Source organism: Mesorhizobium sp. M1006 (assembly GCF_040318825.1).
Lineage (GTDB): Bacteria > Pseudomonadota > Alphaproteobacteria > Rhizobiales > Rhizobiaceae > Mesorhizobium.
Window position 1 is genome coordinate 294,867 of record NZ_JAMYMZ010000001.1, and the last position, 15,298, is coordinate 310,164.

Annotated in this window: 13 protein-coding genes; 8 read left to right on the forward strand and 5 right to left on the reverse strand. The window is 62.8% G+C overall.

Annotation, left to right across the window (positions count from 1 at the left end; genetic code table 11):
* Positions 1-157: 157 nt before the first annotated feature.
* The 3 genes from NKH60_RS01465 to NKH60_RS01475 form a co-directional block, all read right to left on the reverse strand.
* Complete coding sequence (locus NKH60_RS01465; protein WP_352471548.1) at positions 158-925, reverse strand: N-acetylmuramoyl-L-alanine amidase; 768 nt, start codon at positions 923-925, stop codon at positions 158-160.
* A complete protein-coding gene (locus NKH60_RS01470; RefSeq protein WP_352471547.1) occupies positions 922-1,641 on the reverse strand; it encodes a TerB family tellurite resistance protein in 720 nt (239 codons plus the stop codon). Before NKH60_RS01470 ends, NKH60_RS01465 begins: the two co-directional genes overlap by 4 nt.
* A gap of 197 nt (positions 1,642-1,838) precedes the next feature.
* Positions 1,839-2,045, reverse strand: a complete 207-nt coding sequence (locus NKH60_RS01475) for a hypothetical protein (protein WP_023676780.1) — start codon at positions 2,043-2,045, stop codon at positions 1,839-1,841.
* A gap of 181 nt (positions 2,046-2,226) precedes the next feature.
* Here NKH60_RS01475 and NKH60_RS01480 point away from each other — a divergent pair, with 181 nt between their 5' ends.
* The 5 genes from NKH60_RS01480 to NKH60_RS01500 all read left to right on the forward strand — a co-directional run bounded on the left by NKH60_RS01480 (position 2,227) and on the right by NKH60_RS01500 (position 8,927).
* Positions 2,227-6,180: a hydantoinase B/oxoprolinase family protein gene (locus tag NKH60_RS01480; protein ID WP_352870918.1), complete on the forward strand. Its 3,954-nt coding sequence runs from the start codon at positions 2,227-2,229 to the stop codon at positions 6,178-6,180.
* 82 nt (positions 6,181-6,262) lie between these two features.
* Positions 6,263-7,510 (forward strand): BtaA family protein, encoded by a 1,248-nt coding sequence (locus NKH60_RS01485; RefSeq protein ID WP_352870920.1) that lies wholly within the window; start codon positions 6,263-6,265, stop codon positions 7,508-7,510.
* Entirely contained in the window at positions 7,507-8,172 is a 666-nt protein-coding gene (locus NKH60_RS01490) for a class I SAM-dependent methyltransferase (RefSeq protein ID WP_352501072.1), read from the forward strand. The genes NKH60_RS01485 and NKH60_RS01490 overlap by 4 nt, the downstream gene beginning before the upstream one ends.
* A 135-nt stretch (positions 8,173-8,307) precedes the next feature.
* The gene (locus tag NKH60_RS01495) at positions 8,308-8,610 is read left to right on the forward strand and encodes a type II toxin-antitoxin system RelE/ParE family toxin (protein ID WP_352831220.1); all 303 of its coding nucleotides are present in this window, start codon (positions 8,308-8,310) and stop codon (positions 8,608-8,610) included.
* Between the two features lie 8 nt (positions 8,611-8,618).
* Positions 8,619-8,927 carry a HigA family addiction module antitoxin gene (locus tag NKH60_RS01500; RefSeq protein ID WP_352820363.1) on the forward strand — a complete coding sequence of 103 codons (309 nt, stop codon included), beginning with the start codon at positions 8,619-8,621 and terminating at the stop codon, positions 8,925-8,927.
* A gap of 24 nt (positions 8,928-8,951) precedes the next feature.
* On the opposite strand, the gene NKH60_RS01505 is transcribed toward NKH60_RS01500, so the two are convergent.
* Positions 8,952-10,331: a serine hydrolase domain-containing protein gene (locus NKH60_RS01505; protein WP_352870923.1), complete on the reverse strand. Its 1,380-nt coding sequence runs from the start codon at positions 10,329-10,331 to the stop codon at positions 8,952-8,954.
* A 406-nt stretch (positions 10,332-10,737) separates the two neighbouring features.
* Here NKH60_RS01505 and NKH60_RS01510 point away from each other — a divergent pair, with 406 nt between their 5' ends.
* Entirely contained in the window at positions 10,738-11,535 is a 798-nt protein-coding gene (locus tag NKH60_RS01510; RefSeq protein WP_502907723.1) for a glycoside hydrolase family 25 protein, read from the forward strand.
* Positions 11,536-11,615: 80 nt separating this feature from the next.
* Positions 11,616-12,788, forward strand: a complete 1,173-nt coding sequence (locus NKH60_RS01515; protein ID WP_352471540.1) for a lytic murein transglycosylase — start codon at positions 11,616-11,618, stop codon at positions 12,786-12,788.
* 134 nt (positions 12,789-12,922) lie between these two features.
* On the opposite strand, the gene NKH60_RS01520 is transcribed toward NKH60_RS01515, so the two are convergent.
* Entirely contained in the window at positions 12,923-14,143 is a 1,221-nt protein-coding gene (locus tag NKH60_RS01520; protein ID WP_352831225.1) for an alanine racemase, read from the reverse strand.
* 225 nt (positions 14,144-14,368) lie between these two features.
* On the opposite strand from NKH60_RS01520, the gene NKH60_RS01525 reads away from it, so the two are divergent.
* Complete coding sequence (locus tag NKH60_RS01525) at positions 14,369-15,286, forward strand: DMT family transporter (RefSeq protein ID WP_352831226.1); 918 nt, start codon at positions 14,369-14,371, stop codon at positions 15,284-15,286.
* The last annotated feature ends 12 nt before the right edge of the window (positions 15,287-15,298 follow it).

Genomic DNA, 15,298 nt, shown 5'->3' on the forward strand with positions numbered 1-15,298 from the left:
AAGAACTTCGCGCAGATACCCTCAATCAACATCGGAACATTTGGGGGATAGACGTCCGACAATCTGTACGGATCGCCTTTGACGACGGAATTGGCGCCAAAGAAGGCGACGCAAGTCACTTTGAGTAACAGATTGTAATTTTTAAGCTGGCAAAAGATTATTTGAGAGAGGCTATCCTTACGGAAGCGAGCAGCCTTTCCAGCGTGCGGATCGTCGATCCATCAGCCATGCCATCGACCAGGCGCTGCCGGAAATGCCGCTGAAATGCCTCTACCACGATTTCGGTCTGCCGATCGAAGGCGCCGGTGATCTCGACGCCATAACCATAGAGCGCCAGCATCGACTGCAGCGCCTCTACCTCGGCGCCGGTATCGCCTGGCTTCAGCACGGCGCCGCGCCGGATCGGTGCTGCCGGCACAACATGGCCGATACCGACGGCAAACAAGGCCTTCCATGGAAATTTCTCGCCTGGATCGACCTTGCGCCCCGGTGCCACGTCGGAATGGGCAAGCACCCGCTGCGCCGGAATGGAATGGCGCTCGATGATGCCGGCGCACAGGCCGATCACCGCACCGATCTGCGGTTTTGCAAAGTTGCGATAGCCGAGCGTATGCCCCGGATTGACGATCTCGATGCCGATCGAACAGGAGTTGATGTCGCTCTGTCCGAACCACGAGCTCTTGCCGGCATGCCAGGCGCGGTCGCTTTCCCTTACCATCTGAACAATGCGGCCGTCCTCATGGACCAGGTAGTGCGACGAGACCTCGCTTGCCGGATCGCACAACCATGCCTCGGCACCGGCGCCGGTAGCCATGCCGGTGTAGTGCAGCACGATCATATCGGGTCCGAGCGTCCCGCGCCGTGGTCCGAAATTCGGCGATACCCTGACCTCGGCGCTCGGCTCATCGGGCGGAAAGCCGCTCATGCGTGCCGCAGGCCTCGCTCGATCATTTCATAGGCCGCGTTGATCGCCGCCAGCCTGGTCGTCGCGATCTTGATGAATTCCTGCGGCAGGCCGCGTGCGATCAGCCGGTCCGGATGATTGTCGGAGACCAGCTTGCGGTAGCGCCTGCGGACCTCCTCGAACGGCTTCCCGCGCTCGATGCCGAGCACAACATAGGGATCGGCGGCACCCAGATCGACATGCCGGGCCAGGATGCTCTGGTAATGCGCCTCATCGATGCGGAATATCTCGGCGATGCGATGCAGGAATTCGCCCTCGCGCTCATGCACCAGCCCGTCGGCCTTGGCGATGTGGAACAGCCCGTCGAGTATATCCTCGAGCATCAGGCAGTTCGAATGGCCCGAACCGCAAAGCTGCGCCATCCGCTCGGCATAGGTCTCGAAACCGGCAATGTCGCGTTTGGCCAAATCGTAGAGCCGCGCCACATTGCGCCTCTGTTCCTTCGGCACCTCGAATATTTCCTGGAAGGCGCGCACCTCGTCTTGCGTGACGATGCCGTCTGCCTTGGCCATCTTGGCCGACAGGGCGATCATCGCCACCGAGAAGGCGACGCGCCGGCGCAGATCGGCATCGCCGGAGAAAACCGTGCGCACGGCCTCGACCACTTCGGCGACGCCTGACGACGCTGAAGATGAAACGCGTGTGACGAAGTCGCCAAGGCGGTCCCAAATCGACATGGGGGCTTCATAGGACCAACCACCCATCGCTATCAAGCCAAGACAGTGCCGCAGGGGCTGGCCCAATCGATTTGGCGCAATGCCTGAGGCGGCTGGCGCCAGCGCTCACGTCGTCGCACTCGGCCGCCAGGCGCTGGTATCGTAAGCAGCAGAAAGGCCGGCCTGTGAGGCCAGCCTTTCCTTGGCTGTCACATTGACTACTGAGCCGGAGCAGCCGGCGCAGGCGCAGGTGCCGGAGCCGGCTCGGCAGGCTTGTTGGCGTCAGGAGCAGCCGGCTTCATCGTCTGGTCGGATGCCGGCGGGTTGGTGCTCTGCGTCGTGGTGTTGTCGGTGCCGCTGTTGCTGCAGGCGGCAAGGCCAAGCAACGCAAGCGCCGACACCGACGCAAGAATGAGTTTCTTCATGATATCTCTCCTCTAATCACGCCTCCGTTACCGGCGGCGGTCGAGGACACAATGCGTAAGCTGCGCATGAGTTTCGTAACGTTGCATTTCTGCCTGTAACATATTCCAATCACTTGACGATTGCCGGTCAGGGCCTCGCGAGCTAACAGATCGAACAGGGAAAAATCCCGGGAGCGCCGCTGTGACTGCAAAATGGGATTTCTGGATCGACCGCGGCGGCACCTTCACCGATGTCATCGGCCGTGACCCGCAAGGCGCGCTGCACCCGCGCAAGCTGCTGTCCGAGAATCCCGAAGCCTATGCCGACGCTGCCATCCAGGGCATTCGCGATTTGCTCGGCGTCCAACCCGGCGCTCCAATCCCCTCCGCTCTGATCGGCGATGTCAAGATGGGCACCACGGTTGCCACCAATGCGCTTCTCGAGCGCAAGGGCGACCGTGTGCTGCTGCTCATCACCAAAGGCTTCCGCGATGCGCTGAGGATTGCCTATCAGGCCAGGCCAGATATCTTTGCCAAGCAGATCATCCTTCCCGAACAGCTCTATGAGCGCGTCGTCGAGATCGACGAAAGGGTTCGCGCCGACGGCAGTGTCGAGCGCCTGCTCGACATTGCTTCGGTACGCCCGGCTATTGAGCAAGCCAAGGCGGACGGCATCGATGCGGTCGCGATCGTCTTCATGCATGCCTGGAAACATCCCGATCACGAAAAGGCAGTTGCGAAGGTCTGCAGAAAACTCGGATTTTCGCAGGTCTCGGTCAGTCACGAGGTCTCGCCGCTGATCAAGCTGGTCGGCCGCGGCGACACCACCGTGGTCGACGCCTACCTGTCGCCGATCCTGGCTAGGTATGTGCAAAGAGTGGCAAAGGAACTGGGCGTCCTCTCCCCCCTTGAGGGGGAGATGTCGGCGGAGCCGACAGAGGGGGTCGTTGCGGCAGTGCTCGACGCCCCTGTGGTGCCTTCTGACAGGACCCCCTCTGGCCGCTTTGCGGCCATCTCCCCCTCAAGGGGGGAGAGTAGGTCGAACCCAGTCGAGCCGACCCCACCCGGCGGCTTCGCCGCCACCCTCCCCTCAAGGGGGAGGGAAAGCCCTCGCCTCATGTTCATGATGTCGTCGGGCGGCCTCACCGCCGCCGACATGTTCCAGGGCAAGGATGCGCTGCTGTCCGGCCCGGCCGGCGGCGTCGTCGGCATGGTCGAGACGGCAAAACTCGCCGGTTTCGGCAAGGTCATAGGCTTCGACATGGGCGGCACCTCCACCGATGTCGCCCATTACGATGGCGACTACGAGCGCGCCTTCGACACCGAGGTCGCCGGCGTGCGCATCCGCGCGCCGATGATGCGCATCCACACCGTCGCTGCAGGCGGCGGCTCGATCCTGCATTACGAGGCCGGCCGCTTTCGCGCCGGGCCGGATTCGGCCGGCGCCAATCCCGGCCCGGCCGCCTATAGGCGCGGCGGCCCGTTGGCCGTCACTGACGCCAATGTCATGCTGGGCAAGCTGCGGCCCGAGTTCTTCCCGGCTATTTTTGGACCGGGCCAGGACGAACCGCTCGACGTCCAGATGGTTCGCGAAAAATTCGCGGCCCTTGCCGCCGAGATCGGCGACGGCCGCTCCCCGGAAACCATCGCCGAAGGGTTCATCACCATCGCCGTCGAAAACATGGCCAACGCCATCAAGAAGATTTCGGTGCAGCGCGGCTACGATGTCACCGAATACCTCCTGAACTGCTTCGGCGGCGCCGGCGGCCAGCACGCTTGCCTGGTCGCCGATGCGCTCGGCATGGAGGCGGTGCTGATCCATCCCTTCTCAGGCCTGCTCTCGGCATACGGCATCGGCCTATCCTCTGTATTTGCGTCACGCCAGCAGGCGCTGCTGAAGCCGCTGGCGGACAATTCCGGGCCAGCGATCGATGAACTCATCGCAACGCTGCGCAAAGCCGTCATCGACGAACTCGCCGCGCAAGGCATCAGCGAAGACGCGGTCGTCTCGAGACCGGTGCTGCAGATCCGCTACGACGGCACCGATACCGCGCTGCCTGTGAACTTCGGGCACGGCTCGATTGCGCAGGCCAAGGCGGACTTCGAATCGGCGCACAAGGCACAGTTCGGTTTCGTCTATGACGACAAGCCGATGATCGTTGAGTCGATCGGCGTCGAAGGTACCGATACCGGCGGCACCGGCCGCGACGAAAGCGATTCAGTTGTTGAATACATGGCCGCAAATCCTTCCGGGAACCGGAAAATCTTTGTCGACGGCGTCTGGCGCGACGCCGGCATTTTCCCTCGCGAAACGCTGAAGCCTGGTAACAAGATCGCCGGCCCCGCTTTGATCATCGAGCCTAACCAGACCATCGTCGTCGAGCCGGGCTGGCAGGCCGAGATCACCGCCAAGAACCACGTATTGATGCGGCGCGTCGAGAAGAAGCGCCGACACGCCGCACTCGGCACCGAAGCCGATCCGGTGATGCTGGAGGTTTTCAACAACCTGTTCATGTCGATCGCCGAGCAGATGGGCGTGACGCTGCAGAACACCGCCTATTCGGTCAATATCAAGGAGCGCCTCGACTTCTCCTGTGCCGTTTTCGACCGGAATGGCGCGCTGGTCGCCAACGCGCCGCATATGCCGGTGCATCTCGGCTCGATGGACCGCTCGGTGGAAACCATCATCCGGCTCAACTCCGGCGACATCCGTCCCGGCGACGTCTTTGCGCTGAACGCGCCTTACAATGGCGGCACCCATCTGCCTGATATCACAGTGGTGACGCCGGTGTTTTCCCTCCCCCTTGAGGGGAGGGTGGCCGCGAAGCGGCCGGGTGGGGTCCTCGCAGAAGGCACCACAAGTGCGTCGAGCACTGCCGCAACGACCCCCTCCGGCGGCTTCGCCGCCACCTCCCCCACAAGGGGGGAGATCGGCCAATCGCCGAAGATCCTCTTCTACGTCGCCTCGCGTGGCCATCATGCCGACATCGGCGGCACCGCGCCCGGCTCGATGACGCCGCTTGCCACAACCGTCGACGAGGAAGGCGTGCTGTTTGACAATTTCCGCATCGTCGATCGCGGCCGGTTCCGCGAGAAGGACCTGGAGACGCTGCTCACCGACCACCCCTACCCGGCGCGCAATCCGCACCAGAACATCGCCGACCTCAAGGCGCAGATCGCCGCGAACGAAAAGGGCGTCGCCGAGCTGCGCAAGATGGTCGCCCATTTCGGCCTCGATGTGGTCGAAGCCTATATGGGCCATGTCCAGGACAATGCCGCCGAAAGCGTGCGCCGCGTTCTGGAGCGGCTGCCCGACAGTTCCGAATACGAATACCCGACCGACACCGGCCAAATGATCAAGGTGAAGATATCGGTCGACCGGCGGAAGCGCGAAGCGACCGTCGACTTCACCGGAACGTCGCCGGTGATGAAGAACAATTTCAATGCGCCAGAGCCGGTCGCCCGAGCCGCTGTGCTTTATGCCTTCCGCGTCATGGTCGAAGACAACATCCCTATGAATGCCGGATGTCTGCGGCCGATCAACATCATCATTCCCGACGGCTCGATGCTGAAACCCGCCTATCCCGCGGCAGTCGTCGCCGGTAATGTCGAGACCTCGCAACACGTCACCAACGCGCTATTCGGCGCCATGGGCGCGATGGCCAATGCGCAGGGCACGATGAACAATCTCACCTTCGGCAACAAGCAGTACCAGTATTACGAGACGATCTGCTCGGGCTCGCCGGCCGGCCGGATGAACGACGGCCGCGGTTTTGCCGGCACCTCCGGCGTCCACACCCATATGACCAATTCGCGCCTGACCGATCCGGAAGTGCTGGAACTGCGTTTCCCGGTATTGCTGGAGGATTTTCATATCCGCGAAGGCTCCGGCGGCGAAGGCAAATGGAATGCCGGCGACGGCACCAGGCGCACTATCCGCTTCCTCGAAAAAATGGAATGCGCGATCCTGTCCTCGCATCGCAACCGCCCGCCGCGGGGACTGGACGGAGGCGGCGATGGCGAGGCCGGTTCGACCAAGGTCCGCCGCAAGACCGGCGCGATCGAGACGCTGAAAGCCTGCGATCAGACCATCCTCGACGCTGGCGAGGCGGTCATCGTGACGACGCCGACCCCAGGTGGATTTGGCAAGGCCTGAACTCGCGTCAACAGGCTGTCACCGGCCTGTCATCACCCTGCGCTACCCGCTTGCGGCAACGCAAACGGGGAATCGCCTTGCCATGACGGACATTTCTGGGGACCTGGTTTTTCGCCGCGGCAAGGAAGTCGGCAAGGCCGTCTACCAGAACCGCCCGCTGTCGAAAGCCGGCATCTCCGAGCGCCTGTTCGCCTTCCTGTTCTCCGGCCTCGTCTATCCGCAGATCTGGGAAGACCCCGAAATCGACATGGACGCGATGCAGCTCGGGACGGGCCACCGCATCGTCACCATTGCCTCAGGCGGCTGTAACATCCTTGCCTATCTCACCCGCTCGCCGGAAAGGATCGATGCCGTCGACCTCAACGCTGCCCATATCGCGCTGAACCGCATGAAGCTCGAAGCCGTCCGTCACCTGCCGTCGCAGGGCGACCTGTTCCGTTTCTTCGGCGCGGCTGGGACCGGGCACAATTCACAGGCCTACGATCGCTTCATCGCACCGCATCTCGACCCGGTCAGCCGCCATTATTGGGAGCGCCGCAACTGGCGCGGCCGTCGCCGCATCGCTGTCTTCGACCGCAATTTCTACCAGACCGGCCTGCTTGGCCTGTTCATCGCCATGGGCCATCGCACCGCAAAATTTTTCGGCGTCGACCCGGCCGGCATCATGGACGCCAAGAGCATCGCCGATCAGCGCCGCTTCTTCGACGAAGAGCTGGCGCCGGTCTTCGAAAAACCGCTGCTGAAATGGGCGACATCGCGAAAGGCTTCGCTGTTCGGCCTCGGCATTCCGCCGGCCCAGTACGATTCGCTGATCACCTCGGGTGACGGCACCATGGCCAGCGTGCTGAAGGCACGACTGGAAAAGCTCGCCTGCGATTTTCCGCTGAAGACCAATTATTTCGCCTGGCAGGCTTTCGCCCGCCGCTACCCTGATCCGAGCGAGGCCGCCCTGCCCGCCTATCTCGAAAAGCGCAACTACAAGACGATCCGCAACAATGTCGATCGCGTTGCCATCCACCACGCCAATCTGATCGAGTTCCTTGCCGGCAAGGATGCCGGCTCGGTGGATCGCTTCGTGCTGCTCGATGCACAGGACTGGATGACCGACCACCAGCTCAATGGTTTGTGGGCCGAGATCACCCGAACCGCCTCCACCGGCGCCCGCGTCATCTTCCGTACCGCCGCGGAACCCAGCCTGCTGCCCGGCCGCGTCTCGAATTCGCTGCTCGACCAGTGGCGCTACGAGAACGACGCCTCGCGCGAGTTTTCGGCGCGCGACCGCTCGGCCATCTATGGTGGCTTCCATCTCTATGTGAAGCGGTCCGCATGAGCACGACCGAATTGCCGGCCAGCCATGCCCAGCTGATGGACGGCGTCTACCGCTGGCAGCGTCATATCTACGACCTGACCCGCAAATACTATCTGCTCGGCCGCGACCGGCTTATCGCCGGACTGGATGTGCCGGCCGGCGGCACCGTGCTCGAGCTCGGCTGCGGCACCGGCCGCAACATCATCCTCGCCGCCCGCCGCTATCCCGGCGCGCGCTTCTTCGGCCTCGATATTTCGGCCGAGATGCTGGAGACGGCCACTGCCGCCCTCGCGCGCGAAGGCCTCTCCGGCCGCGTCACCCTGGCGTGCGGCGACGCCACCGATTTCGACGCGAAAGCACTGTTCGGCGTCAAAAGTTTCGACCGCATTTTTGTCTCGTATTCGCTGTCGATGATTCCCGGCTGGGAGAAGACAGTGTTCGCGGCTCTTGCTGCCCTGTCACCGGGCGGCTCGCTGCACGTCGTCGATTTCGGCCAGCAGGAGGCCCTGCCCGGCTGGTTCCGCACGCTGCTGCGCGGCTGGTTGAGAAAATTCCATGTCCAGCCGCGTGAAGCCCTGCGCGACGTCCTGGAATCGGAATCTGCGAGAGTTGGTGCAAGCCTTCGATTCAGAACACTTTATCGCGGCTACAGCTGGCTCGCCGTGATCAAGATCGCCATCTAACATCAATTTTGGCGTGGAAGGTTTTGGGGCTCCAATCCTAAATGGGGGCCGTGGCTGAAATCAGTTAATTGGCTAAATCACACATTGCCATGTGACCCAAGGAGTGGTACATTATCTCCTCGCCGGAAGCATGGGATGATCATCGGATTTAGAGATGGATGGCTGCGGGCTTTCTTCGTGGACGACACCCATTCCCGCAATATTCCGTCCGATCTCGAAAGCCGCTTGTTCCGCAAGCTCCAGATGATTGACGACGCGGCGATCGATCAGGATTTGCGTGTGCCGCCCAGCAACCATTTCGAGAAGTTGCGCGGCAATCTCGAAGGCTTCCATTCGATCCGCGTCAACAAACAATGGCGGCTGGTCTTCCGCTGGGACGGGGGCCGGGGCGAGGCGTCGGACATCTATCTCGACGACCACAGCTATATATATAAGTGAGGTGAGACATGTTGATGACCGCACGCAAGCCAGCAACGGTTGGCGAAATTCTTACGGAAGAATTCATGCAACCACTCGGCCTGACACAGGCGGCTTTGGCCGAAGCTATGAGCGTCCAGCGCAAGCATGTGAACGAATTGTGCAACGGCCGCCGCAACGTGACGGCGGCTACCGCGCTCATTCTGGCGCGGGTGTTTGGCAACAGCCCGGATTTCTGGTTGAACGTCCAGCGCCGTAACGATCTTTGGACGGTTATGAATTCACCCGACGAGCGGGCGCGTGTTGATCGCGCCAAGCCTTTGACGACAGCCGCATAGACAAGACTGCGACCGCCGCATTCCTCAGTGCAGCGCCTTGACCAGCGCCGCCACCATCACCTGCGGCCGATAGCCGAGCCTGGCCGGCGTCAGCCCGAGCCGCACCACAACCAGCTGCTCGGAGGGGATGATGGCGACCGTCTGCCCGTCATGTCCCTCCATCCAGTAGGTGTCCTTCGGCAGACCTGCGGCAACGCCGGCGCCGGGGTTTTCTTCGTCGCCCGGTCCTTCTATCCATAATTGCCCCTTGCCGTAGACCTTCGAGGCAGTTGCCGGTTCCCGCATCCAGTCGACGAAGCCGGCGGGCAGGATCTCCTTGCCGTTCCAGACGCCGCCCTGCAGCAGGAACTGGCCGAAGCGCGCCCAGTCGCGTGCCGTGGCATAGAGATAGGACGAGCCGACGAAGGTGCCGTGCTCGTCGACCTCAAGCACAGCGCTGTGCATACCGAGCGGATCGAACAGCGCGGTCCTCGGCCACGCCAGTGCCTTGTCCTTGTCGCCGATTGCGTCCTGCCACAATCGGGACAGCATCACCGCCGTGCCGCTCGAATAGGAAAACACCTTGCCGACCTCGCCGGTCAGCGGCTTGGATCCGGCAAAGCCGGCCATGTCCGGTTCGAGGTAGAGCATGCGCGTTACGTCGGCGACGTCGCCGTAATCCTCGTTGAATTCCAGCCCGCTCGACATCGCCATCATGTCGGCGAGGCTGATCACGGCGCGGCCATCTCCCTTCCAGGGACCGAACAGACCCTGGTTGGTCATCGCCAGCTTGCCCTCCTTCACCAGCGTGCCGACGATCGCCGCATTCACCGTCTTGGTCATTGACCAGCCCAATAGCGGCGTCTTTTCGGAAAAGCCGTCGCCATAACGCTCAGCGACGATGCGGCCGTTCTTGACCACCACGACCGCCCGCATCCCGGCGCCGGTCATGGCTGGATCGTCGAGGACTTTCGCGACCTCGGGATCCTGCGAGGCATCGGCCTTGTCGCCCTCCGGCCAGATCAGATCGGGCAGCGACGCCGGCGTCGGTGCAGCTCCGGCGACAGCCTTGGCGGCGGCAATATCGCCGTCGGGAACCGAGGCGCAGCCGAGCCCCTCGCGGGCGACCGCGACACTTTTGCCGAGCGCGCCGAACAGGCCCGCCGAAACCGTTCCCTTCTCCTTGTCCACCGACACTCTCATCAGCTTCAGCAGCGGATGACCCGGCGCCTGCACATCGACGGCGAGCACGTCGTCGGCGTCTCGCCCGGCGATGAAGACGTTCGAGCAGACGATCTTGGCGGCATAGCCGGAACCGACGCGGATCAGTTCCGGCGGCGCGAAATACAGCCAGCCGGCGAGTATCGCGGCCGCCAGCACAGCCAGGCCGAGCAGCCATTTGACGAACTTCAGGAGGATCTGCATTTTTTCGAATTCCCCTGAGCCCGATCTATGTCATCGATTTGCCGCCATTGTTTCGGCAAAATCGCGGCTCTTGTCGAGCGCCGTCAACCGAATATCAACCATGATCGGCGATCACAGGTGCATGTCGCCCAGAAGTGCGCAGCGGTTGTGGGACAACGACATGCATAGACAAAAGAGCCAAGCGCGTCGAAGCGACGCGCTTGGGACAGACCGGGCGATCCTGTGGGGTGACCGTCCGGCGGGGCTTGAATGCATGCGTCCCAAAACTGCGTAACGGTTTGGGAATGCATGAAACGAAGATCCAGGTGCGCCGCGTAAGTCGGTTTCAGACACGCTGCGCCCGGTCGAGGGGCCACCCGCGGAAAGACCCATCAGCGGCCGGCTGAAACCGGCTCAGGAAGTAGCGATGCGCCGTTTCGCGGTTCTCATCACGCTGATGCTGCTTGGTGCCTGCTCGACGGTCGAGGATCTGACGCCATCGCTATCGTCGTCCAGCGCCTCGATGGTTGCGGTACGCGCGCCGCGTTTTGCCGATTCCGACCCGCATGAATGGGACAGCGGCGCACCGTGGAGCTATGCCGTCCACGGCACCGACGTCTCCAAATACCAGACATCGATCGACTGGCCGGCGGCCAGGGCCAGCGGCATCTCCTTCGCCTTTATCAAGGCAACCGAAGGCGGAGACCGTTTCGATGAAGCTTTCAACGAGCATTGGAGCCGCACCAGGGCGTCGGGCATCCCCCGTGCCGCCTATCATTTTTTCTACTTTTGCACGCCGGCCGCTACCCAGGCGCGCTGGTTCATCCGGAACGTGCCCAAAGACAGCTCGGCGATGCCGCCGGTTCTCGACATGGAATGGAACCCGAAATCGCCGACCTGCAAGCTGCGGCCCGATCCCGCCACGGTACGCAGCGAGATGAGCACGTTCCTCGAAATCGTCGAAAAATACTACGGCAAGAAGCCAATCATCTACACGTCTGTCGACTTCTTCGAAGATAATGGTTTATCGGGTTTCCGCGACTACCCCTACTGGCTGCGCTCCGTCGCCGGGCACCCGCGCCAGAAATACGGCAGCCATCCCTTCACCTTCTGGCAGTATACCGGAACGGGCGTCGTGCCGGGCATGACCGGAAACGCCGACATCAGCGTCTTCAACGGCTCCGAAGCCGCGTGGAAGAAGTGGTTGCGGCAGAACACCCGTTGACACCAGGCCTGCCGCCTGCTTTTCGACACAGCCAACGACGAATGCCTGCAACCGCCGGTAATCTTCTTGGAAGGATAGCGATGCGATTGCGCTTTGGACTTCTCGCGGCGCTGCTCCTGACCGCCGTGCCGGCCGCGGCACAGCAATGCGGCGGGGATTTCGAGTCATGGAAGCACGGCGTGGCGGCGGAGGCCAGGGCGGCCGGCGTCGGCGCTGCCGGCCTTGATGCGCTGGAAAACGCCACCCTCGATGAGAAGGCGTTGGCACGCGACCGCGCCCAGGGCGTCTTCACCCAGACCTTCATCGAATTCTCGAACCGCATGATCTCGTCGCATCGGCTGAAGCAAGGTGCGGCCAATCTGCAAAAATATGCCGAGGTCTTTGTCCGCGCCGATCGCGAATACGGCGTGCAGGCGCCGGTCATCGCCGCCTTCTGGGCCCTGGAGACCGATTTTGGCGCCGTGCAGGGCGATTTTCATACGCTGAACGCGCTGGTGAGCCTCTCGCATGACTGCCGCCGTCCGCAGCTGTTCCGGCCGCAGATCGTGCCGCTGCTGATGTTGATCGATCGCGGCGTGGTGCCGGCCGACGTCACCGGTGCCTGGGCCGGCGAGATCGGCCAGACGCAGATGTTGCCTTCCGACTATCTCGGCCACGGCGTCGACGGCGACGGCGACGGCCTGGTCGACCTGCGCGGCAGCGCGCCGGACGTGATCATGAGCACGGCCAGCAAGATCCAGTCGCGCGGCTGGAAGCGCGACCAGCCCTGGATCGAGGAAGTCCGTGTGCCTGACGATTTGCCGTGGGAGCAGACGGGACGCACCAACAAGCTGCCGTTGACGCAATGGAGCCAGTGGGGCGTTACCAGGCCCGACGGTACGCCGCTTCTCGACAACGGCCTGAAGGCCGGCCTGGCGCTGCCCATGGGTCGCAAGGGGCCAGCCTTCCTGACCTACGACAATTTCGACGTCTATCTCGAGTGGAACCAGTCCTTCACCTATGCCCTGACCGCGGCAAATCTTGCCGCCCGACTGGGGGGCGCGCCGCGATTCGATCCGCGCAACCCCGAACCCGGCCTCGACGCCGACCAGATGAAGGCGCTACAGACCAAGCTCGAGGCGAAAGGCTATGACGTCGGCACCGTCGACGGCATCCTGGGCACCAACACCCGCGAAGCGATCCGCAAGGAGCAGAAGCGGCTGGGCCTGCCGGTCGACGGCTGGCCGACGCCGGAGCTGCTGGCGAGACTGTGAATGGTGAATGGTGAATGGTGAAAAGAATAGCACCGGAGCCGCATTGAGCACCAGAATTACCACTATTCATTTATTCACTATTCACTATTCACTATTCACCATTCACCATTCACCATTCACTATTCCACCATCCACTAATCCGCCATCGTCTCCAGGCTGGCGAACCCCTGCGGCGCATCGCCTTCGTCGAACGGCGTCGCCACCTCGACGAATGTGTCGGGATAGAAGCCGTTGAACCGTGTTCTGAGCGACAGCGAATAGGCGCCGATATGGCCGATCTCGATCCAGTCGCCGGTATCGACTGTTTCGGGCAGCCAGAACGGCCGCGACAATATGTCGACGGAATCGCAGGTCGCGCCACAGACCTTGAACGGCACGATGGTCTTGTCCTCGCCATTGCGCGAGCGGATCGCCGGATCGGGGATGAAGCGCGCCGGCAGCGTGATCTTGCCGGTCCATGAATCCGACAGCGATGCCCAGATGCCGTCATTGATGTAGAGCCTTTTGCCCTTGCGCAGCAGCACGCGCACGATCAGCGACAGGCAGCGCGCCACGATCACCCGGCCGGGCTCGGCCACCAGCGGCATCTGGTCGAACTGGTACTCCTGGAGGTCGCCCGACAGCCGCGACATGATCTGGCCGAGCGACGGCATTTCCGGCTTGCGGCTGTTCGGATCATGACCGTATTCGGCGGGAAAGCCGCCGCCGACATCGAGCCCGGCAATGTCGAAGCCGACGCGGTTGCGCACCCAGTCGGCGGAGGCCAGCGCCCGCTCATAGGTGTCGGGATCCTCAATCTGGCTGCCGACATGAAAGCACAGCCCGACCTTGTAGCCCGTTCGGTTCAGCCGTTCGGCCAGTTCGACCGCATTGGCCGGTCCGGCGCCGAACTTCTTCGACAGTTCGTAGGCCGCCGAGCCTTTCGTCTGGATGCGCACGAACACGGTGATGGCGCCCGGATTGATGTCGAGCGCCCGCACCACCCTGGTCAGCTTGGTGACCTCGTCCTCATGGTCGAGCGAAATGACGCGGATGGCGTATTTTTCCAGCGCCAGCCTGATGTCCGACTGCGCCTTGACCGGGTGCATGTAGAGCATCTCGGCGTCGGGCGAGACGGCGCGCACGGCGGCGAATTCGCCGGGCGAGGCCACATCGAAGGCACCGACGCCGGCCTCGACCAGGGCGTTGAGCACGATCTGCTCGCCATTGGTCTTGACCGCATAGGCGGTCTTGCCGGGAAACATGCCCATGAACTGTTTGGCGTCCGCCTTCAGCACCTGCGGGCGGAAGCAATAGATCGGATCGTCCGGGCGAAGCGCCAGCGCTGCCTCGCGGGCATTTTCGAATCGCTGCATGGACGAATCCCTTGACTGAGGCTGCGCACAATTAATCCAAGCTAGCGGCTAATGAAAACAATTCTATGTCTCGCCGCCCTGGCTTCGCGGCGCTACGCCGGTGCTGCACGCCGGTTATGAGCGAGCTAGGCCATCGCTCAGGTTTCGGGTGGCCCTTGCGGCCGGATCGGGTATGGCGTGAACAGACGCCTGAAGAGCAAGGCATCTCGTCTGGGAGGACGACCAATGGCGATAGCTGCCACCACCACGATGCGCGGTCCGATGGTGCTCAAGGACTGGGCGCAGCTTCTGCTGCTCGGCGCCATCTGGGGCGGCTCGTTCTTCTTTGCCCGTATTGCGGTAGCGGAACTTCCGCCGCTGGTGCTGGTGCTGTTCCGCGTCACCATAGCTGCGATCGCGTTGCAGCTCTATCTTGCGGTCCGTGGCCCGTCGTTTCGCCTCGCCTTGCCGCATGCCGGCCTGTTCTTCCTGCTGGCGCTCGCCAACAACGTCATCCCTTTCTCGCTGATCTTTGCCGGCCAGACCGAGCTTGGCGCCGGTGTCGCCTCGGTGCTCAATTCGACGACGCCGTTCTGGACGCTGATCCTCGCCAACGCCCTGACCAGCGACGAAAAGCTGTCGTGGAACAAGCTTGCCGGCATCGCCCTCGGTATCGCGGGAACGGCGGTGATGATCGGCCCCGGCCTCGTCGCCGGGCTCGGCGGTCCGGTCTGGGCGAAATTCGCGCTGATCGGAGCGTCGCTATCCTATGCGGTTGCGCTGATGATTGCCCGCCGCCTCAAGGGTGTGCCGTCACCGGTCATTGCCGCCGGACAATTGACCTGCTCGACCATCATCATGATCCCGGTCGTTCTGTTCACCTATGACGCTGCCAATCTGTTTTCGGCCTCGCCGCCGGTCTGGGCGGCGGTGCTGGCGCTGGCGCTGCTGTCGACGGCCTTCGCCTACATCCTCTATTTCAATCTCGTCGCCTCGGCCGGCGCCACCAATGCCTCGCTGGTCACGCTCATCGTGCCGGCAAGCGCCATCCTGCTCGGTTTCCTGTTCCTGGGCGAGCGGCTCGAACTGTTCGAACTCGGCGGCATGGCGCTGATCGCGCTCGGCCTCGTCACCATCGATGGTCGCCTGTTCGGGCGGCGCTAATGCATGTCGCGC

Coding starts and splice junctions, on each gene's coding strand:
- NKH60_RS01465 (WP_352471548.1), bottom strand. CDS start 925: ATGAGCGGCTTTCCGCCCGATGAGCCGAGCGCCGAGGTCAGGGTATCG.
- NKH60_RS01470 (WP_352471547.1), bottom strand. CDS start 1,641: ATGTCGATTTGGGACCGCCTTGGCGACTTCGTCACACGCGTTTCATCT.
- NKH60_RS01475 (WP_023676780.1), bottom strand. CDS start 2,045: ATGAAGAAACTCATTCTTGCGTCGGTGTCGGCGCTTGCGTTGCTTGGC.
- NKH60_RS01485 (WP_352870920.1), top strand. CDS start 6,263: ATGACGGACATTTCTGGGGACCTGGTTTTTCGCCGCGGCAAGGAAGTC.
- NKH60_RS01490 (WP_352501072.1), top strand. CDS start 7,507: ATGAGCACGACCGAATTGCCGGCCAGCCATGCCCAGCTGATGGACGGC.
- NKH60_RS01495 (WP_352831220.1), top strand. CDS start 8,308: ATGATCATCGGATTTAGAGATGGATGGCTGCGGGCTTTCTTCGTGGAC.
- NKH60_RS01500 (WP_352820363.1), top strand. CDS start 8,619: ATGTTGATGACCGCACGCAAGCCAGCAACGGTTGGCGAAATTCTTACG.
- NKH60_RS01505 (WP_352870923.1), bottom strand. CDS start 10,331: ATGCAGATCCTCCTGAAGTTCGTCAAATGGCTGCTCGGCCTGGCTGTG.
- NKH60_RS01510 (WP_502907723.1), top strand. CDS start 10,738: ATGCGCCGTTTCGCGGTTCTCATCACGCTGATGCTGCTTGGTGCCTGC.
- NKH60_RS01515 (WP_352471540.1), top strand. CDS start 11,616: ATGCGATTGCGCTTTGGACTTCTCGCGGCGCTGCTCCTGACCGCCGTG.
- NKH60_RS01520 (WP_352831225.1), bottom strand. CDS start 14,143: ATGCAGCGATTCGAAAATGCCCGCGAGGCAGCGCTGGCGCTTCGCCCG.
- NKH60_RS01525 (WP_352831226.1), top strand. CDS start 14,369: ATGGCGATAGCTGCCACCACCACGATGCGCGGTCCGATGGTGCTCAAG.